We start from the raw sequence: 19930 nt of genomic DNA on the forward strand, positions 1-19930 counted from the left end.
CGTGTCGCTTCCCCGCGGCTCGACGCGGCGTCCCGTTGCGGTGGCGATGCTCTACCTGAGCGTCGTCCTGCTCGGGCTCATCTCCTATTTCCGTCTGCCCATCGACCTCCTCCCGGACGTCAGCTATCCGCGCCTCGTGGTCTACACGTCCTATCCGGACGTGGCCCCGGCCGAGGTCGAGCGCCTCGTCACCGAGCGCATCGAAGGCCAGGCGGCGGCTGTGCCGGGTGTCGAGCGCGTCACGTCCGTGAGCCGTGAGGGCGTGAGTCTGGTGACCCTCCGCTTCGCGTGGGGGACGGACATGGACTTTGCGACGCTCGACCTGCGCGAGCGGCTGGACAACGTGCGGGATCAGCTGCCCGAGAGCGCGGCCCGGTCGCGACCGCGCATCCTGCGCGTGGATCCCGAGTCGGAGCCCATCCTGGCCTTGTCGGTGACGGGTGGGGCCGACCTCTGGCAGACCAAGGAGCTGACGGAGACGGTCGTGCGCCGCCGGCTCGAGCAGCTGGACGGCGTAGCCGAGGCGTCCGTGACCGGCGGCCTGGACCGCGAGATCCAGGTGGAGGTGGATCCCGAGCTGCTCGACGTCTACAACGTCACGCTCGAGCAGATCGCCTCCGCGCTGGCCGCTGCCAACTACAGCGCGCCGGGCGGGACCATCCTGAGGGGCCGCTATCGGTATCCGCTGCGCACGCTGGGGGAGTTCCAGACCGTCGCCGAGATCGGCGACGTGGTCGTGGCGCGCCAGCCCATCTTCGCGGATGCGGCCCGCGAGGAGCAGGCCGGCGCCCGACTCGTGCGTCTGGCCGACGTGGCCCGGGTGATCGACGGGTACTCCGACCGCGAGTCCCTCGCGCGCTACGGAGGCAGCGAGGCGGTGGGGCTTCTCGTGTTCAAGGAGTCCGGCGCCAACACCGTCTCCGTGGCCCGCGACGTGGAGACGGTGCTGACCCAGCTCCGGTCCGAGTATCCCACGTTGCGGCTCGACGTCGCCTCCACACAGGCGGCGTTCATCTCCGACTCCATCAGCAACGTCGTGCAGGCGCTCGTGCTGGGAGGCCTGTTGGCCTTCCTGGTGCTGTTCTTCTTCCTGCGCGACCCGCGCTACCCGGTGGGTGTGGCGCTGGCCATCCCCATCTCGGTCATCGGCACCTTCGCCCTCATGGAGGGATTCGACGTCTCGCTCAACATCATGAGCCTCGGTGGGCTGGCGCTCGGGGTGGGCATGCTGGTGGACAACTCGATCGTCGTGCTCGAGAACGTCTTCCGGCACCGCGAGCTGGGTGCGGCACCGGAAGAGGCCGCTGCCCTGGGCGCCGAGGAGGTCCAGGGTGCGATCACGGCGTCCACGCTCACGACCATCGCCGTGTTCGGACCCATCATCTACGTGGAAGGCGTGGCGGGTCAGCTGTTCCGCGACCTGTCGCTCACCGTCGCCTTCTCGCTCCTGATGAGCCTCCTGGTCGCCCTGACCCTCCTTCCGGCCGTCGCGGCGCGCTTCGCCGCCGGTCCGCGCGAGGCGCCCGCGCCCCGTCCCCGGCCACGCTGGCGGGAGGTCCGCGCCGCGGCCCCGGTGGGCGTCCGGGGCGTTCCGCTCCGGGCCGTCCTGGCGGCCCGCTGGGTGGGCGCCCTGCTGATCTGGGGCCTCCTCGACCGGCTGCTCCCCTTCGTGCTGGCTCTTCTCGTCTTCTGGGCCGGCCTGGTCGCCCGGCTGCTCCGTCCCCTCACCACACGTGCCTTCGCGGGCTTCGACCGCGGGTATGCCGTCTTCGAGTCCGGGTACCACCGGATCCTCGAGTCCGCTCTGGACCGGAAGGCCGTGGTGGTGGGGAGCGCGGTGGCCGGGCTGGCCGTGGCCGCCCTCGTGGGCGCGCTCCTCGACCGGGACGTGCTTCCCGATGTGGACCAGGGCAGCTTCACCGTCCACCTGGCCCTCGAACAGGGGACGAGCCTCGAGACCACGACCGAGGTGGCCTCCCAGCTGGAGCAGGCCCTCCTGGACGACCCGGACGTGGAGACCGTCTTCACGCGGGTCGGGCGTGACGTGCGCGCCTACGCCGAGAGCGACGAGGACCGCGGTCTGCACACGGCGACCCTGGACGTGCGGCTCCGTCCCGGCGCACACACGGCGGTGGTGGCCGAGCGCGCCCGCCACCCGGACCTGCCCCTCCCGGTGGGTGCGCTGTCCGTTCGGGAGGGGGAAGCGACCGCGCTGGGGCGCCTGCTCGGCGGCGCGGAGGCGGACATCGCGGTGCGGATCCGCGGGGAGGACCTGGAAGGGGCCTACCGGAGCGCCCAGGAGATCGAGGCCCGCCTGGCCGGGGTGGCCCGCCTGGGCAATGTGCGCATCGGACAGACCCACGGGCGGCCCCAGTACCAGGTCGAGGTCCTGCGCGAGCAGGCGGCCCGCTACGGCATCGAGCCGCGCCTGGTCGCCGAGACGGTGGAGCGCGCCATGCGGGGTGCGAGCGCCACGGAGTTCGTGGACTTCGATCGCAAGATCGACGTCGTGGTGCGTCTGCCGGACGACCACCGCTTCTCGGTGGCCTCGCTCGACCTGCTGCGCGTGCAGGGCGTGCCGCTCCGGGAGCTCGTGCGGGTCCGCGAGGCGCTGGCGCCGTCGGAGGTCCGGCGGGAGGACCAGGGCCGGGTGACCACCGTGCTGGCGGACGTCGTCGACGGCGGACTCGCCGACGCGCTCACGGCGGTGCAGGGTGCGCTGGGTGGCCTCGTCCTGCCGCGCGGGCTGCGTGTGGAGGTGGGGGGGGAGAACGAGGAGATGCGGCGCTCGTTCCGGGATCTGGCCTTCGCGTTCGGTCTTGCGCTCCTGCTCGTCTACATGATCCTCGCTGCCCAGTTCGAATCGTTCGCGCACCCGTTCACGATCCTGACGGCGGTGCCGTTGGCGCTCGTGGGGGCGCTGCTGGCGCTGGCGCTGACGGGGCAGGGACTCAACACCATGAGCCTGATCGGCATGGTGATCCTCGTCGGCATCGTGGTGAACGACTCCATCGTGAAGGTGGACTTCATCCGCCAGGCGCGGGCGCGGGGAGCCCCGTTGCGGGAGGCCATCCTCGAGGCCGGCCGTGTGCGCCTCCGCCCCATCCTGATGACCACCATCACCACCGTGCTGGGCCTCCTGCCCATGGCGCTCGGCATCGGTCGGGGAGCCGACCTGCGGGCGCCGCTGGCGATCGCGGTCATCGGCGGCCTCATGCTGGCCACCGCGCTCACGCTCATCGTGGTGCCCGTCGTCTACGCGGTCGTGGAGGGCGGGATGGCGGCACGGGACGTCCCGGTGGGGGTGGAGGCCGATCTGGCCGCCACGCCCCGGCCGGTCGGAGCGCGCCTGTGATCCGGCTGAGCATCCGTCGTCCGGTCGCCGTCGCGATGGCCTACGCGTCCGTGGCCCTGCTCGGCGTCGCCGCCTGGCGCAATATCCCCATCGAGCTGCTGCCCGACACGCGCCTGCCCCGTCTATCGGTCACGGGGGAGTGGCGGGGGGCGTCGCCCGAGACGGTGGAAGCGTTCCTCACCTCGCCCATGGAGGCCGCCGTCCAGCAGATCCAGGGCGTGGAGAAGGTGACGTCGGTCTCGTCCGAGGGGCAGACGGAGCTGGACATCGAGTTCAATCGCGACGTGGACATGGACTTCACGCGGATGGAGCTGGCCGAGCGCATGGCCACGCTGCGTGAGGAGCTGCCGCCCGGCGTGGGCAACGTGACCGTGCAGCCCTACGTCCCGGAGCAGTTCTCGAACCAGGACAGCCGCTTCCTGGCCTACACCTTCTCCGGTCCCCATACCCTGGGCGCGCTGCGGCGCTACCTGGAAGAGGACGTCGCCCCGCTGATCAGCCAGGTGGAGGGCGTCGGGTTCGTCCGGGTCGAAGGCGGCCAGGAGCGCGTGCTGGAGCTGGAGCTCGACCCGCAGCGCATGCATGCCCTGGACCTGGCGCCCGACGAGGTCCGCCGCCGCATCGGGGACCTGGACCTGGTGCGGGAGGCCGGGACCCACCGGGACGGGGAGCGGCAGTGGACGGTCACCATCCGCAACCGACCGGGCTCGGTGGACGACTTCCGCTCCGCCGTCCTGCTCGCCGACGGCGGGCGCCTGGTGCGGGTCGAGGACGTGGCCCGGGTCCGGGACACCTACGAGGAGCCGCTGTTCCACTTCCGCATCGATGCCCAGCCGGCGGTGCGCTTCGAGGTCGTCAAGGAGATCGGGGCGAACTCGGTGCGCGTGGCCGACCGCGTCAAGGACGTGGTGGCGCGCGTGGAGAACGCGGGCCCGGTGGGGACGAGCTACGACCTGGAGTACGACGAGAGCGAGGACATCCGGCGCCAGCTCACCGATCTGCGGACGCGCGCCTTGCTGTCGGCGCTCGTGATCCTGGTCGTGCTGCTGGTCTTCCTGCGCTCGGTCCGGTCCACGGTCGTGATCTTCGCCACGATCGCGTTCTCGGTGCTGATCGCGTTGAATCTCGTGTACTTCGGCGGGTACGCCCTCAACCTGCTGACCCTGATGGGACTGGCGATGGGTTTCGGCCTGATCGTCGACAACTCCATCGTGGTGCTCGAGAACGTCTATCGGGCGTGGCAGTCCGGGCGGACGCCGGCCGAGGCGGCGGAGCAGGGGACCCGGGACGTCATCCTGCCCATCCTGGCCTCCACGGCGACCACGCTGATCGTCTTCCTGCCCTTCGTCTACCTGCAGGGCGAGCTGCGCGTGTTCTACGTGCCTTTGGCCATCGTCGTCGCGCTGACGCTCGTGGGCTCGCTCCTGGTCTCGTTCACGTTCATCCCCGCGCTGTCGGCGCGGGTGTTGCCGGAGCGGCGGACGGACGGGGATGGGCGCTGGGGCGGGGAGCGTGGGCCTCGACCCCTGTACGTGCGCTTCTACGCGACCCTGCTCGCCTTCATCACGGCTCATCCCGTGTGGATGATCGTGCTCACGGCGGGCGTCTTCGCGGGCTCGGCCTGGCTCTTCGACGAACACGTGGACCGCGGGGTCGTGTGGAGCCGGGCCGGCTGGGGGAACGACACGTACCTGCAGATCATCTACGAGCTGCCCCGGGGCTCGGATCTCGCGCGCATGGACGAGCTCGTCCAGTACTTCGAGGAGCGCATCAAGCGCATGCCCGAGGTGGAGGAGTTCAGCACCCAGGTGACCCCGCGTTTCGCGCGCACATCCGTCTACTTCCCGGACGAGCTGGAGCAGACGGCGGTGCCCGTCGTCATCAAGGAGCAGCTCACGAGCTTCGGTCTGGGCTTCTCGGGGGCCGAGGTGCGCGTCTACGGGTTCGGGCCCTCCTTCTACGGAGGGGGAGGCAGCCCGCCGAACTACGCCATCCAGGTGCTCGGCTACAACTACGAGCAGGTGCGCGACATCGCCGAGGACCTGGGGCGCCGCTTGCGGCGGCAGCCGCGGGTGCAGGAGGTCGACACCAACTCCACCGGGTCCTTCTTCAACCGGGACCGGGCCTTCGAGTATGTGGTGGACGTGGACCGCGACGCCCTGGCGCGCTACGGATTGACGGTCCAGGACTTCGTGGGCCGGCTGCGCACGGCCATCGCCTCGACGCCCAGCCGGGACTACGTGAAGGTGGGCGGCGAGGAGCTGCGCTACGACATCCGCATCGAGGGCAACCGCGAGCTGGACGTGCGCGCGCTGCACGAAGTGCTGGTGGAAGCGCCCGACGGGACGGGCGTGCGCGTGGGCGACGTGGTGACCATCGCGCCCCGGGAGGTGCTCTCGGAGATCCGCCGCGAGGACCAGCAGTACCAGCGCACCGTGGCCTACGAGTTCCGCGGCCCGACCAAGCTGGGGGACCTGGTGCACGAGCAGGTGATCGCCGCGACCGAGACGCCGCCCGGCTACACGGTCAAGAAGCTGGACCGCTACCGCTGGGCGGAGGAGGAGCGCGACCAGATCTACCTGGTCCTGCTCGTATCGGTGGGCTTGATCTACATGGTGACGGCCGCCCTCTTCGAGTCGCTGCGTCAGCCCCTGTGCGTGCTGCTGACCGTGCCCATGGCCCTGATCGGGGTGTTCCTGATCTTCTTCTACTACGACATCACGTTCACGCGCGAAGCCTACATCGGCGTGATCATGATGGGCGGGATCGTCGTCAACAACGCCATCCTGCTCGTGGACAAGATGAACCGCTTGCGTCGCGATGAGGGCGTCCCGCTCGCCGAGGCCGTCGTGGAAGGCACGCTGCAGCGCGTGCGCCCCATCTTCATGACCACCGCCACGACCGTGCTCGGGCTCCTGCCGCTGGTCCTGAGGTCGGAGTCGGTCGACTCCAACATCTGGAACGCGCTGGCCTACGCCCTGATCGGGGGGCTGCTGTCGTCGACGCTCTTCGTGCTGACCACCACCCCCGCCCTCTACCTCCTGTTCGAGCGTCCCCGCCGCCTCCCGGCCTCCGTCCCCGTGCCCCCCATCCCGGCCACTTTACAGCCCGCCGAGTGACCTCTATCTCTTGAAGGCCGTTGGCGCTTCGCCGCCCGGTGCTCCCCCCCCCTCTCCCGGCGCGTCCGCATCCCCCATCCCATGGCCATGCGTCTTCGCTTCGCCCCATCACCGACGGGCTACCTGCACGTCGGCGGGGCCCGAACAGCCCTGTTCAACTGGCTGCTGGCCCGAGCCCAGGGCGGTGTGTTCATCCTGCGGGTGGAGGACACGGACCGGGAGCGCTCCACGGAGGCCGCCACCCAGGCCATCCTGGACGGCATGCAATGGCTGGACCTGTCGTGGGACGAAGGGCCCTTCTTCCAGAGCCGGGGTCTGGAGCGGCACCGCCAGGAGGCGCACCGGCTGCTGGAGCGCGGCCTGGCGTATCGGGATTTCTCCACCCCCGACGAGATCGAGGCCGACCGCAAGGCGCTGAAGCTCGGCGAGCGGCGCCCCTACCGGACGCGCGCGGACGCGCTCGGTGCGGACCTGGAGCGGGAGCGCCTGGACGCGGGCGCGCCCTTCGCCATCCGCTTCCGGGTGCCGGACGGGGAGACGGTCTGGGACGACCTGGTGCACGGCGAGATGCGCTTCGCCAACGCCGACATCGAGGATCTGGTGGTGCTGCGCGCCGACGGCACGCCCACCTACAACCTCGCCGTCGTCTCCGACGATGCCGACATGCGGATCACGCACGTCATCCGCGGCGACGACCACCTGTCCAACACGCCCAAGCAGATCCTCCTCTACGACGCGCTCGGCTACGACCTGCCGAGGTTCGGGCACGTGCCGTTGATCCTGGGCACCGACGGGAAGCGGCTGTCGAAGCGCCACGGCGCCACGGCCGTCGGCGACTACCGCGTCCAGGGGATCCTGCCGGAGACCATGGTCAACTTCCTGGCGTTGCTGGGATGGAATCCGGGGGACGAACAAGAGGTGATGACCCGGGACGAGCTCGTCCAACGCTTCAGCATGGAGAGGGTGCTGAAGAAGAGCGCGGTCTTCGATCCCGAGAAGCTGGCGTGGCTGAACGGCCAGCACCTGGCGCGCCGCTCCGCGGAGTCGTTGCTCGAGCTCGTCCGGGACGAGGCCGACCGGCGCGGGCAGCGCGCGTTGCTGGACGGGGAAGCGCACACCAACCTCATCGTTCTCGTGGAGATGATGAAGGTGCGCGCGCGCACGATCCCGGAGCTGTTCGAGCGCATGGAGCCCCTGTTGCTGGACGCGCCGACCTACGACCCGCAGGCCGTGCGCCAGCACTGGAAGCACGCGGCCGACGCGCGTGCCCGGTTGCTGGCCGCCGCGGAGCGCTTCCAGTCGAGCGCCTGGGATGCGGCCTCCCTGGAGGCCGCGCTGCGCGCGCTCGCCGAGGAGCGCGGCGAGGGCGCGGCCAAGCTGATCCATCCGCTGCGGGTGGCGCTGACCGGTCAGTCCGCCAGCGCCGGCATCTTCGACCTGTTGGTGTGGCTGGGACCGGAGCGCACGGCGGCGCGGATCGACCGGGCGCTCGGGCAGCTCCCGGACGCGTGAAGGATGCCCGGCCGGCTTCGCGCGCACGTTCCCGGATGCCTGCTTGACACGTTCCCGGACGGCCGGTAGCCTAAGCGCCCGTCCCTTCACCGCCCCGAGGGAAAGCGGAACCGAATGCAGAATGCGACCCCCCTGTCGCTGACCGAGATCGAACAGAAGATCTTGGATTTCATGGTGACGTATCTGCGCGCCAACACGTACCAGCCCTCCATCCGCGAGATCGGGGAACGCTTCGGTATCCGCAGCACCAAGACCGTCTCGGAGCACCTGCAGGCGCTGGCCGACAAGGGACACCTCGAGCGCGATCCCTCCCGCTCCCGCGGCGTCCGCATCCTCGGTGTCGACCTGAACCCCGACACGGTCTCCGTTCCCTGCTATCGCCGGTTGCCCGCGCACATGGACAACGGGGGTGGCGACCTGCTGGAACAGCACCTCACGCTCGATCGACGTCTGGCGTCCAGCGAGTCATGCTTCTGTGCGCGTGTCCGCGGAGACGAGCTGGCGGCGCTCGGCGTGGAGGAAGGCGACCAGGTGCTGATCGAGCCAGGTGAGCTCCGCGCCCTGCCCGACGGGTGCACCGTGGCCTTCGAGCAGGACGGCGTGACCGCCTACGGTCGGCTCTTCCAGCGCGCGGGACATCTCGAGCTCCACTCCACCCGCGGTTCGCAGGTCACCACCGGTCCCCTGGACCCGCGCGAGGTGCGGGTGCTGGGACGGGTGGTCGCGATGCTGCGTCGCTTCGCCGACGCTCCGACCGGCGGCGCGGCCACCGCGCACTGACGCGTCGGCGCTGCCGACCTCTGGCGTCCTAGGTGGATGAGCGGCACACCCGCTGGATGGCCCGGGCGCTCGAGTGGGCACGGGTGGGCGCGAGCCGCGGGGAGGTTCCGGTCGGGGCCGTGCTGGTCCAGGGCGAGCGCCTGGTGGCGGAAGCCCACAACCGCACCCTGACCGACGCCGATCCGACCGCGCACGCCGAGATCCTCGTCCTGCGCCAGGGCGCCCGCCGCCTGGGCGACTGGCGGCTCCTGGACACCACGCTCTACGTGACCCTGGAGCCGTGCGCCATGTGCGCGGGCGCCATCGTCCTGGCGCGGATCCCGCGCCTCGTCTACGGAGCCCCCGATCCGAAGGCGGGGATGGCGGGCTCGCTCGCCAACCTGGTCCAGGATCCCCGCCTCAACCATCGCGTCGAGCGCACGACCGGTGTCCTGGGCGAGGAAAGCGGCGCGCTGCTCCGCGCCTTCTTCCGTGCGCGCCGTGGGCGCGCGCGCGACTAGCGGCCGCCCGCGCGGCCGCCCCCCAGGCGGCCGTTCCCGCCCACCCACGGCCCCGAGAGCCGGGGGCACCCCACCGGGAGGCCGCTCAGGCCGCCTGCGCCACCGGCCGACCGAAGATCCGCAACACCGCGAAGAGCACCCCGACCGCCGCCGGGAGGGCCACCCAGACCGGGAGGCCGTAGGCCGTGCCCAGGTCGCCCAGCACCAGGCCCACCCCCCCGACCAGGAGGGCGTAGGGCAGCTGGGTGCGGACGTGGTCGACGTGGTCGCAGGCCGAGGCCATGGAGCTCATGACCGTCGTGTCCGAGATGGGGGAGCAGTGGTCCCCCCAGATGGCGCCGGCCAGCACGGAGGAGATGGCCGACAGCAGCACGGTGTGGTGGGAGCCGCCGTCGAAGCCCACCCCGCCGCCCAGCGCCACCGTGAGCGGGATCACCAGGGGAAGCATCACGGCCATCGTGGCCCAGGACGTCCCGGTCGCGAAGGCCATGGCGCCCGACAGCACGAAGACGAGGGCCGGGATCAGGTTGAGCGAGAGCGAGTTCTCGAGCAGCCCCGCCAGGTAGGACGCCGTGCCCAGCCCTTCGGTGACGGCGCCCAGGGACCAGGCCAGCACCAGGATGACCATCGCCAGCATCATGGAGCGCACGCCGGACACCCAGGCCTCGACGGCCTGGGACACGGTGAGGAGCCGCTGCACGAGCGACAGGAGGATGGCCACCAGGACCCCCGCCAGCGACCCCCACAGCAGGGTGGAGAAGGGGTCGGCCGCCGAGAAGATGTCCCGGAGCCCGGCGTCGGGCCCCGCCGAGGCGCGCCCCGTCGTGTAGAGCCCGCCCAGGACCACGAGGACCACGGTCAGGACGGGGATCGCGGCGTTCCACCAGCGCAGCGGTGTCCCATCCGCGGGCTCCAGCAGTCCCTCGTGGGACTCGGCGGCCAGCATCGCGCCGGGGCGGTGGAGCCCTTCCCCGCGCGCGGCCCGCAGCTCCGCGTCGGCCATCGGGCCCAGGTCCCGGTTGAGCAGGGACGTCATCAGCACGAAGCAGAGCGCGAGGATCGGGTAGAACAGGTAGGGGATCGTGTGCAGGAAGACGCCGAGCGGGCTCGCGGCCAGCATCTCCGCCGCCATCTGCGGGTCGGTGGCGCGCTGCTGCTCGGCCGCGATGGCCAGCCCGTCCCGGATGAGGCCGATCTCGTAGCCCACCCAGGTGGAGATGGGCACGATGGCCGCGACCGGGGCGGCCGTGGAATCCACGATGTAGGCCAGCTTCTCCCGCGAGATGCGCAGGCGGTCCGTGATGGGCCGCATGGTGTTGCCCACCAGCAGCGTGTTGGCGTAGTCGTCGAAGAAGATGGCCAGCCCCGCCAGCCATGTGGCGAGCTTGCCCCGGCGCACGGACGTGGCGAGGCCCTCCAGGGCGACCACGATGCCGCGGGTGCCCCCGTTCTTCGCGATGACGCCCACCATCCCGCCCAGCATCAGCGAGAAGACCACGATGGCCGTCTTGCCGTCGTCGACGGCCCCCAGCTGCGGCACGATGTACGTGTCGATCATGCGCCAGGTGGCGCGCAACGGATCGAAGCCGGCGAGTGCCAGGGCGCCGATCCAGATGCCGGCGAAGAGGGCGGAGACCACCTCGCGCAGGAGCAGGGCCAGCACGATGGCCACGAGCGGGGGGATCAGCGAGAACCAGCCCGGAGCCCACCGGGGCTGGAGCACCTGCTCCGTCGCGGCCACCGTCACCCGGAGCGGCAGGCTCGAGCGCGCGTCGAGCCGGATCCTCGGGGTCTCCACCGTGGCGCCGGCGTCGACCGTGCCGCGCGCCAGCACGGTGCCGGCGGCGTCGCGGACCTCCCACGGCGCCGCGGCGTCCGGGCCCGCCTGCACCCGCAGCGTGAACGGCACGCGGTGGAGGATCACGTGAGGGGGTTCGAGGACCTCCTGCGCACCCAGCGGCGTGGCGGGTCCGGCCAGGAAGGTCGGGGCCGTCCAGGCGCCCACCAGGAGCCAGGCCAGGGCCCCGCGGACCATCCGCCGGACCCGTCCGGGCGTCGGAGGCCGTCGGGTCCGCTGCGCGGGGCGGGAACGGGTTCGGGGGCCGCAACCGGCCATCGGGCGCCTCTCGGAGGGGGTGGGCACGGGGCGCGACATGATGGCCCTCCCGCGAGCGCCCGGCCAGTCCGCTCCGATCGTTGACGGCGCGCGGGAGGGCGGCCAACTTTGGCCGCCTGCGCCCCGCCGCCCCGAGGAATGGCCATCCCGCACCCGACCTCCCACCCCTGGCCCGCGCCCCGGCGCTCCCGCCTCCGGTGAAGGCCACCGACTCCATCCTCGGCAAGGATCTGCTCGGGCTGGCCGGCCTGGCCGCCGAGCAGCTCAGCGCCATCCTGGACGTGGCCGAGCCCTTCCGCTCGGCCGCCGCGGAGGGAGCGCGCAAGATCCCGCTCCTCCAGGGCACGACGGTCGCCAACCTCTTCTTCGAGCCTTCCACGCGCACCCGCATCTCCTTCGAGTTCGCGGAAAAGCGCATGGGCGCCGACACCGTCAGCCTGGCCGTGGCGGCCTCGTCGCTGCAGAAGGGCGAGACGCTGGTGGATACGGCGCGCAACGTGGAAGCGATGGGCATCGAGGTGGTCGTGATCCGGCACGCCGCATCGGGTTCGGCGGCCTTCCTCGCGGAGCGGATCCCGTCGGCCGTGATCAACGCCGGCGACGGGGCGCACGAGCATCCCACGCAGGCCCTGCTCGACCTGATGACGCTGCGGGAGCACTTCGGGCGGATCGACGGGCTGAAGGTCTGTCTGGTGGGGGACGTGCTCCATTCGCGGGTGGCCCGCAGCAACGTCTTCGGGCTGCGCACGCTCGGGGCCGAGGTGGCGGTGTGCGGTCCGCCCACCCTGGTACCCGCCGCCTTCGAGACGCTGGGCGCCCGTCGCTTCCTGCGGCTGGAGGAGGCCATCGAGTGGGCGGACGCCCTCAACGTGCTCCGGCTCCAGCAGGAGCGCATGACCGCCGGCTATGTCCCCAGCCTGCGGGAATACCATCGGATCTTCGGCATCACCGAGGAGCGCCTGGCCGTGGCCCCGCGCGAACTGCTCATCCTCCATCCCGGACCCATGAATCGCGGCGTCGAGATCGACTCCACCGTGGCCGACGGCCCCCACTCCGTGATCCTGCGCCAGGTGACCAACGGCGTCGCGGTGCGGATGGCGGTCCTCTACCTGCTCACCGGCGGCGACCCCGCGCAGGCGGCCGCGCGGATCGGCCAGGCCCGGTCCGCGTGAGCGCGCCTCGGCCCCTCCTGCTGCGCGGCGGGCGCGTCATCGACCCGTCCGCCCGGCTCGACGCCGTGCTGGACGTGCTCCTGGCGGACGGCCGCGTCGCGGCCCTCGGCGAAGCCCTGGAGGCGCCGGAGACGGCGCTCGTCCAGGAGTTGGGCGGCAAGGTCGTCACTCCCGGCCTGATCGACGTGCACGTGCACCTGCGCGAGCCCGGCGGCGAGCACAAGGAGACCCTCGCCTCCGGCCTGGCGGCGGCGGCGGCGGGCGGCTTCACCGCGGTGTGCGCGATGCCCAACACGGACCCGCCGCTGGACGACGCCTCCTCCATCCGCTTCGTGCTGGAGCGTGGCGCGCGCGTGCGCGGCGCCCGGGTGTACCCCGTCGGCGCCCTGTCCCGGGGCCGCCAGGGGGAGCGCCTGACCGATGTCGGGGAGCTCGTCGATGCGGGCGCGGTCGGCATCACGGACGATGGGGATCCCATCATGGACTCGGGGCTGATGCGGCTGGCGCTCGAATACGCGCTGACGTTCGGGATCCCGGTCGCGGACCATGCCGAGGACCTGGGCCTCGCCCGGGGCGGGCATATGAACGACGGTGCCGTCGCCACCCGCCTGGGCCTCAAGGGCAAGCCCGGCGCCTCCGAGGAGGCGCACATCTACCGGGACCTCCTCGTGGCCGAGCTGACCGGCGGGCACATCCACCTCCAGCACGTCTCGACGGCGCGCGGGGTCGAGGCCATCCGCGAGGCCAAGGCCCGGGGCGTCCACGTGACGGCGGAGGCCACCCCGCACCACCTGCTGTTGACGGACGAGGCGGTCGGGCTCTACGACACCAATGCCAAGATGAACCCGCCGCTGCGGAGCGCGGAGGACGTGGCGGCCGTGCGCAGGGGACTGCAGGACGGGACGCTCGACACCCTGGCGACCGACCACGCGCCCCACCACCGCGACGAGAAGGACCGGACGTTCGACGAGGCCCCGTTCGGGATCGTGGGTCTGGAGACGGCCGTGGGGCTCATGCTGACGCACATCGTGGCCGAAGGCGTCCTGGACCTGCCCACGCTGGTGGAGCGGATGAGCACGCAGCCGGCGCGGGCCTTCCGGCTCCCGGGCGGGACGTTGGACGTGGGGGCGCCGGCCGACGTGACCGTGCTGGACCTGGAGCGGGAATGGGTGGTCGAGCCCAGGACCTTCCGCTCACGGAGCCGCAATACGCCGTTCGGCGGCTGGTCTCTGAAGGGACGGGCCGTCGCCACCATCGTGGGTGGCGACGTGGTCTGGTCCGTGGAATGAGGACCGCGCGGGCCGGATCAGCCCAGGGCGGCGACGTGGCGCGCGAGGCGGGACTTGTAGCGCGACACCTTGTTGGGGTGCAGCAGGCGGCGGCTGGCCGCGCGGTCGAGCAGGGCCGACGCCTCACGCAGGCGCGTTCCGCCCTGCTCGGAGTCGGTGGCCTGGAGGACCCGCTTCATGGCAGTGCGCAGCTTGGACTTGGCGGCGCGGTTGCGCTCCTGGGCCTTCTGGCTGGTCCGCATGCGCCGCTTGGCGCTCTTGATGTTCGGCATGGTCGGTCGCAAACGGGATTCGGGGCCGCGTCCGGATCGCGCGGGCCACAAGCCCTCAACGCTAATTTGCGGCGCGGGAAGGGTCAACCAGGGGCGGGGGCCCGCCGCTCCGACCCGGGGAGCGGAGGGTGACCGGCGTCCTGGTCGTGGCCGTGCTGATCGCCTCCGTGGTCCTGCACGAGCTGGCCCATGCCTGGGTGGCCGACCGGGAGGGCGACGACACGGCCCGCCGCCAGGGCCGCATCACGCTCAACCCCATCTCCCACCTGGACCCGATCGGCTCCGTGCTGGTGCCTCTGGTGCTGTTCACCAGCACGGGGGGTGGCTCCGTCTTCGGGTGGGCCAGGCCCGTGCCCATCGTGCCGTCCCGGTTCCGCGACCCCGTCTGGAGCGACATCAAGGTCTCGCTGGCCGGGGTGGCGGCCAACCTGCTCCTGGTCCCCGTCGCGGCGCTGGTGGCCATCGTGGCCTTCCGACTCGAGCCGCTTCTGGGCGTGGCGGTCGCCGACGGGCTGGTGCTCGCGGCCGGGCTCGCCATCCAGATCAACCTCACGCTGGCCTTGTTCAACCTGCTGCCCATCCCGCCCCTCGACGGATCCCACGTCGTGTATCACCTTCTTCCCCGGAAGGCGCGGCCGGCGTACCGGTCCTTCGGACGCTACGGCATCCTCGCGCTCATGGTCCTCCTGCTGCTCGTTCCCGGCGCGCTGGACGTCGTGTTCACGCCCGTCGCGTTCCTGACCGACTTGACGCACGCCTTCATCCGCCTCTGGATCTGAACTCCGTGGAACAGACGCCCGTCCCGACACCCGTGGACGCCGCCCAACTGCTCGTGGTGGATCTCGAGCGGTTCCACGGTCCGCTCGACCTGCTGCTGCACCTGATCCGGCAGCAGGATATCGACATCTTCGACATCCCCATCAGCCGCATCACCCAGCAGTTCCTCGCCGCCATCAAGACCATCGACGCGTCCGACCTCGAGAACGCGGGCGAGTTCCTGGAGATGGCCGCGACGCTCGTGCGCATCAAAGCGCAGATGCTGCTGCCGCGTCATGGAGACGACGAGGACGACGACCCGCGCGCCGAGCTGGTGCGGCGGCTGCTCGAGTACGAGCAGATCCGCGAGATCGCGGGTCGGCTGGTCAACGCGGAGGCCGAGCGCAGCCGGCGGCGAGCCAAGGGCTACATCGAGACCCGGCCCCCGCGACCGATCGTCGAGACGGAGCTCGAGACGACCTGGGACGAGGTCTTCAAGGCGGCGCTCAAGGTGGAGCTTCCCGAGGCCGTCCCCGTGCACGAGCATCGCGTCACGCTCCGCCCCGTGGCGATCGAGGAGAAGGTGGACCTGATCCTCGACACGCTGCGCAGCGAGACCCGCGTGCGCTTCAGCCGGCTCGTGGGTCCGTGGCGCGAGCGCATGCACGGCGTGATGACCTTCCTGGCCGGACTCGAGCTGTCGAAGCGTCGCCTGGTGGCGCTCCGCCAGCTGCGGCCCTTCAGCGAGCTCTGGATGTACCGTCAGAACGATGAGGACCCGGTGCCGCGCGACATCCCCCTCGACGAAGAATCCACGGAGGCCGCGTGAAGCCCGCACAGATCGTCGAAGCCGTGCTGTTCGCCAGCGACGCGCCGTTGAGCGTGGCGGACCTGGTGCGCGCGGACCCCGAGCTGGACGAGGACATCGTCGAGCAGGCCGTGGTGGAGCTGCGCGCCGAGTATGACGAAGCGGGACGCGCGTTCCAGATCCTCGACATCGCGGGTGGCTACCAGATCCTGACCCGACCCGAGTTCGCGCCCTACCTGGAGCGCTTCGACAGCGTCCCACGACCCAACCGGCTGTCCGGTCCCGCGCTGGAGGCGCTGGCCATCATCGCATACCGCCAGCCCATCGGCCGCATCGAGATGGAGTACGTGCGCGGCGTGAACTCGGCCGGCGTGATCCGCACCCTGCAGGAGCGTGGGCTCATCGACGTGGTGGGCCGCTCCGAGGGGATCGGGCGCCCTCTGCTGTACGGCACCACGCAGAAGTTCCTGGACCACTTCGGCTTCTCCTCGCTGGAGGAGCTGCCCCGGCCCGAGGAGCTGCCCGTGGTGTTGCGCGAGCGGGTGCCGCTGGGCATCGAAGAGGACGGTGAGCCGGTGGACGGCCCGGCCGACATCGCCCCCGAGGAGGGGCCCGAGGGGGATCGCGCGGCCGTGTCTTCCGAGCCCGAGCCCGACGCCGAAGGCGAGCAGCCCTCCGCGCTACGGGAATACGGCGAGGATCCCGACACCGCCGACCAGGACGAGGAGGCCGCGGTGGGCGACCCGTTCGCCCGGGCCGCGGGGGACGGCCCGGCCGGGGAGGCCACCGACCCCTGGGCGGACACCGGGGCCGTGGCCGAGGACGACCGTGACGACGACGAGGAGGACGCCGACGAGGACGACCTCGACGCCGACGAGGACGACCTCGACGACGACGAGGACGACTTCGACGACGACGAGGAGGACGCCTTCGACGACGACGAGGACGCCTTCGACGACGACAAGGACGCCTTCGAGGACGAGGACGCCTCCGACGACGAGACCGTGCGGGCCGCGCGGACCGCGCGGACCGACGACGCGGAGGGGCCGCTCGACGACACCGGTCCGCTGGACCCGGAGGGCGGGTTCGACGAGGACCCCGACGAGCCCCGGGGTGAGAGCGCGCAGGCCGGTGCCCTGGCGTCCGGTGCCGTGACGGAGGATGAGGCCGCAGACCTCGAACGCGGCTGAACCGGGGGCACGCAAGACGTTGCGGATCCAGAAGTTCCTGTCCCAGGCCGGAGTGGCCTCCCGGCGCGCCGCCGAGGACCTCGTGCGGGCGGGCCGCGTCCGGCTGAACGGACAGGTCGTGACGGAGCTGGGCTCGCGCGTCGATCCGGAGCGCGACCGCATCGAGGTGGACGGCCGGGCGGTCTCTGCGGCCCGCACGCGTTGGATCCTGCTCCACAAGCCCCCGGGCTACGTCACCACCGCGCACGACCCGCAGGGGCGTCCGACCGTCTTCGACCTCCTCCCCGCGGACGCCCACGGCCTCCGGCACGTGGGTCGTCTCGACCTCGATTCGGAGGGTCTGCTCCTCTTCTCCAACGAGGGCGACGTGGTGCAGGGCCTGCTGCACCCCCGCTTCCAGATCGAGCGGGAGTACGAAGCCTGGACCCGCGGCGTGCCCGACAAGGCGACGCTGACCCGGCTCGAGCGCGGCGTGGCCCTGGAGGACGGTCCCGCGCGCGCGCGCGACGTGCGGCTGCTCGGCTCCGAGCGGGGCCGTGGACACATCCGCCTGGTGCTGACCGAAGGCCGGAAGCGCGAGGTGCGGCGCATGCTCGCCGCCGTGGGTCACCCGGTCGAGCGGCTGCGGCGCGTGCGCTTCGGACCCGTGCGGTTGGGCCGGCTGGAGGCCGGCGCGCACCGCGATCTCACCCCTGCTGAGCGCGCCGGTCTGGCGGCGCTCCTGGATGGCGCATGAATCTCGAAGACCGCACCGTTCTGATCCTCGGTGGCGCCGGCCTGGTGGGGCAGGCGGTCGCGCGCCGCATCCTGCCCCTGGCCCCGCGGCGGATGGTCGTCACGTCGCTGCGGGAGGCCGACGCGCGCGCCGCCGCCGAGGAGCTCGCCGCCGACCGTCCCGGGTCCGTGGAACCGGCTTGGGGCGACCTGTTCGTGCCCGTCTCCGCGAGCGCCCTGGGCCGGGACGCGCTCCTGGCCGACGAGACCCGTCGGGCGGAATGGATCTCCGACCTGTACGGGGAGCTGACGCCGGACGTGCTGGCCCGGTCCACGCTGGGGGCTCTCCTGGCCGACGTGCGTCCGGACGTGATCGTGGACTGCATCAACACGGCCGGCGCGCTCGCGTACCAGAACGCCTTCGCGTCCGCCAGCGCGCTGCGGGAGGCCGCGCGTGCGGATGGAGTCGGCGTCGAGGCCGTGGAGCGTCACCTGGCGACGCTGTATCTGCCGCAGCTCATCCGGCACGTACAGATCGCGCTCGAGGGAATGCGCCGCGCCGGGACGCAGGTGTACGTGAAGGTCGGGACCGCGGGGACGGGTGGCATGGGGTTGAACATCCCCTTCACCCACTCGGAGGAGCGTCCGTCGCGCGTACTGTTGGCCAAGGCGGGGCTCGCCGGTGCGCATACACTGCTCCTGTACCTGATGGCCCGGACCCCCGGCGCGCCCGCCGTCAAGGAGATCAAGCCGACGGCGGCGATCAGCTGGAAGTCCATCGGCTACGGGATAATCCATCGGGGCGGACGTCCCGTCGTGCGTGTGGACCAGCCCGAGCCGACCCCGGTGGCCGAGGCCTTCGCGGACGGGGCGCAGCCGTGGCGCGAGCTCCCGGAACCGCTCGAGGGCGTCTATCTGGACGCGGGCGAGAACGGCCTCTTCACCCTGAGCGAGTTCGAGGTGCTCACCTCGCTGGGGCTGATGGAGTTCCTCACCCCGGAGGAGATCGCCGACAACGTGGTGCGGGAGATCCAGGGGCATCCGACCGGGCGGGACGTCGTGGCCGCGCTCGACGCGAGCACCATGGGCCCCACCTATCGCGCGGGTGTGCTACGCTCCGTCGCGCTGGAGCGGATGGAGCGCCTGGAGCAGCAGCACGGCGTCGAGGCCGTGGCGTACGAGATGCTGGGTCCGCCCCGCCTGTCCAAGCTCCTGTTCGAGGCGGCGTTGCTGAGCCGTCTTTGTGGCACCCTCGCCTCCGCGGCCTCGCTCGAGCCGGCGGCGGTCGCGGCCGCCGCCTGGACGCTGGTGGACGGTGACGCAGACCTGAGGCAGCGCATGCTGTCGGCCGGGCTCCCGATCCTGCACCCGGATGGTGCACGGGTCCTGCGCGGGCCGATCGTCCATGCGGCGCCCGAACGCGGGGACCTGGACGAACGGGCGGTGGAACGGGGTTGGGTGGACCTGCGCCCGACCAACTGGACGCGGTGGCGGGAGCGGGTGACGCGGATCCGCGCGGAACAGGGCACCGAGCCCTCGGTGGACCTGGGCTCCCTGGCGGATCACGATCCAGCCGTGAAGGATGAGCGGATCCGACCCGGGCAGCTGGCGGCCTGGATCCTCCGCCGCGAGGAAGCCGGGGAACGGATCAAGCGCTGAGCGAGATGGGATCCCCTTCGAGGCGCGTCCACCCAGGAGCTCCGGCATGTCGCTGCCTTCCACGCTGACCGTGGTGGATCACCCGTTGATCCAGCACAAGCTCACCCGCCTGCGTGACCGCGCGACCCCCACCAAGCGCTTCAAGGAGCTGGTGGACGAGATCGCGGCGCTGATGGCGTATGAAGCCACGCGCGACCTCCCGCTCGAGGACGCGGAGGTCGAGACGCCGCTGGAGCGCACGGTGGGTCGGCGCATCCGCGGCAAGAAGCTGGTGCTCGTCCCCATCCTGCGCGCCGGCCTCGGGATGGTGGAGGGCATCCTCCGGCTCGTGCCCGGCGCGCGCGTGGGGCACATCGGCCTGTACCGTGACGAGCGTACGCTGCAGCCCGTCGAGTACTTCGCCAAGATCCCGAGCGCGCCGGGAGATCGGGATTTCCTCCTGCTGGATCCCATGCTGGCCACGGGCGGCTCGGCGGTGGCGGCGGTGGACCGTCTCAAGGCGCGCGGCGTGCTGCGCATCCGGTTCCTGTGCCTGGTGGCGGCCCCCGAAGGCGTTCGGCTGCTGGCGCGGCACCATCCCGACGTGCGCGTCTACGCCGCCGCGCTCGATCGGGAGCTGAACGAACAAGGCTTCATCCTGCCCGGACTGGGCGACGCGGGCGATCGGCTCTTCGGGACGCGGTAGGAA

At 71.7% G+C, this 19930-nt stretch carries 15 protein-coding genes; 13 read left to right on the forward strand and 2 right to left on the reverse strand.

From position 1 onward, the window contains the following. Position 1 precedes the first annotated feature (1 nt). From R3E98_03520 to tadA, 5 genes are all read left to right on the forward strand, one after another. Positions 2-3355, forward strand: a complete 3354-nt coding sequence (locus R3E98_03520) for an efflux RND transporter permease subunit (GenBank protein ID MEZ4422452.1) — start codon at positions 2-4, stop codon at positions 3353-3355. Further along, positions 3352-6474, forward strand: coding sequence for an efflux RND transporter permease subunit (locus tag R3E98_03525; GenBank protein MEZ4422453.1), 3123 nt, complete (start codon positions 3352-3354; stop codon positions 6472-6474). The genes R3E98_03520 and R3E98_03525 overlap by 4 nt, the downstream gene beginning before the upstream one ends. Before the next feature lie 81 nt (positions 6475-6555). After that, positions 6556-7986: a glutamate--tRNA ligase gene (gene gltX / locus R3E98_03530; protein ID MEZ4422454.1), complete on the forward strand. Its 1431-nt coding sequence runs from the start codon at positions 6556-6558 to the stop codon at positions 7984-7986. 114 nt (positions 7987-8100) lie between these two features. Next, a complete protein-coding gene (locus tag R3E98_03535; GenBank protein ID MEZ4422455.1) occupies positions 8101-8766 on the forward strand; it encodes a S24 family peptidase in 666 nt (221 codons plus the stop codon). A gap of 32 nt (positions 8767-8798) precedes the next feature. Further along, a complete protein-coding gene (gene tadA / locus R3E98_03540) occupies positions 8799-9266 on the forward strand; it encodes a tRNA adenosine(34) deaminase TadA (protein MEZ4422456.1) in 468 nt (155 codons plus the stop codon). 85 nt (positions 9267-9351) lie between these two features. Here the strand turns inward: tadA and R3E98_03545 are convergent, their stop codons facing one another. Continuing rightward, the gene (locus R3E98_03545; GenBank protein ID MEZ4422457.1) at positions 9352-11301 is read right to left on the reverse strand and encodes a Na+/H+ antiporter NhaC family protein; all 1950 of its coding nucleotides are present in this window, start codon (positions 11299-11301) and stop codon (positions 9352-9354) included. A 278-nt stretch (positions 11302-11579) separates the two neighbouring features. Between R3E98_03545 and R3E98_03550 the strand changes: the two genes are divergently transcribed. Then, entirely contained in the window at positions 11580-12554 is a 975-nt protein-coding gene (locus R3E98_03550; GenBank protein ID MEZ4422458.1) for an aspartate carbamoyltransferase catalytic subunit, read from the forward strand. Next, positions 12551-13843: a dihydroorotase gene (locus tag R3E98_03555; GenBank protein ID MEZ4422459.1), complete on the forward strand. Its 1293-nt coding sequence runs from the start codon at positions 12551-12553 to the stop codon at positions 13841-13843. The genes R3E98_03550 and R3E98_03555 overlap by 4 nt, the downstream gene beginning before the upstream one ends. A gap of 17 nt (positions 13844-13860) precedes the next feature. On the opposite strand, the gene rpsT is transcribed toward R3E98_03555, so the two are convergent. Further along, on the reverse strand, positions 13861-14115 hold the full coding sequence (gene rpsT / locus R3E98_03560) for a 30S ribosomal protein S20 (protein MEZ4422460.1): 255 nt from the start codon (positions 14113-14115) through the stop codon (positions 13861-13863). 128 nt (positions 14116-14243) lie between these two features. On the opposite strand from rpsT, the gene R3E98_03565 reads away from it, so the two are divergent. Genes R3E98_03565 through upp form a run of 6 tightly spaced genes read left to right on the forward strand, consistent with a single transcriptional unit; the run spans position 14244 to position 19927 of the window. Then, positions 14244-14894 (forward strand): site-2 protease family protein, encoded by a 651-nt coding sequence (locus R3E98_03565; GenBank protein MEZ4422461.1) that lies wholly within the window; start codon positions 14244-14246, stop codon positions 14892-14894. A 5-nt stretch (positions 14895-14899) separates the two neighbouring features. Further along, on the forward strand, positions 14900-15700 hold the full coding sequence (locus R3E98_03570; GenBank protein MEZ4422462.1) for a segregation/condensation protein A: 801 nt from the start codon (positions 14900-14902) through the stop codon (positions 15698-15700). Next, a complete protein-coding gene (gene scpB / locus R3E98_03575) occupies positions 15697-16869 on the forward strand; it encodes an SMC-Scp complex subunit ScpB (GenBank protein MEZ4422463.1) in 1173 nt (390 codons plus the stop codon). Before R3E98_03570 ends, scpB begins: the two co-directional genes overlap by 4 nt. After that, positions 16841-17605 (forward strand): pseudouridine synthase, encoded by a 765-nt coding sequence (locus R3E98_03580; GenBank protein MEZ4422464.1) that lies wholly within the window; start codon positions 16841-16843, stop codon positions 17603-17605. The genes scpB and R3E98_03580 overlap by 29 nt, the downstream gene beginning before the upstream one ends. Then, positions 17602-19242 (forward strand): short-chain dehydrogenase, encoded by a 1641-nt coding sequence (locus R3E98_03585; protein MEZ4422465.1) that lies wholly within the window; start codon positions 17602-17604, stop codon positions 19240-19242. Before R3E98_03580 ends, R3E98_03585 begins: the two co-directional genes overlap by 4 nt. 46 nt (positions 19243-19288) lie before the next feature. Continuing rightward, on the forward strand, positions 19289-19927 hold the full coding sequence (gene upp, locus R3E98_03590; protein ID MEZ4422466.1) for a uracil phosphoribosyltransferase: 639 nt from the start codon (positions 19289-19291) through the stop codon (positions 19925-19927). Positions 19928-19930: the final 3 nt, after the last annotated feature.

Source organism: Gemmatimonadota bacterium (assembly GCA_041390125.1).
GTDB lineage: Bacteria > Gemmatimonadota > Gemmatimonadetes > Longimicrobiales > Gaopeijiaceae > JAGQIF01.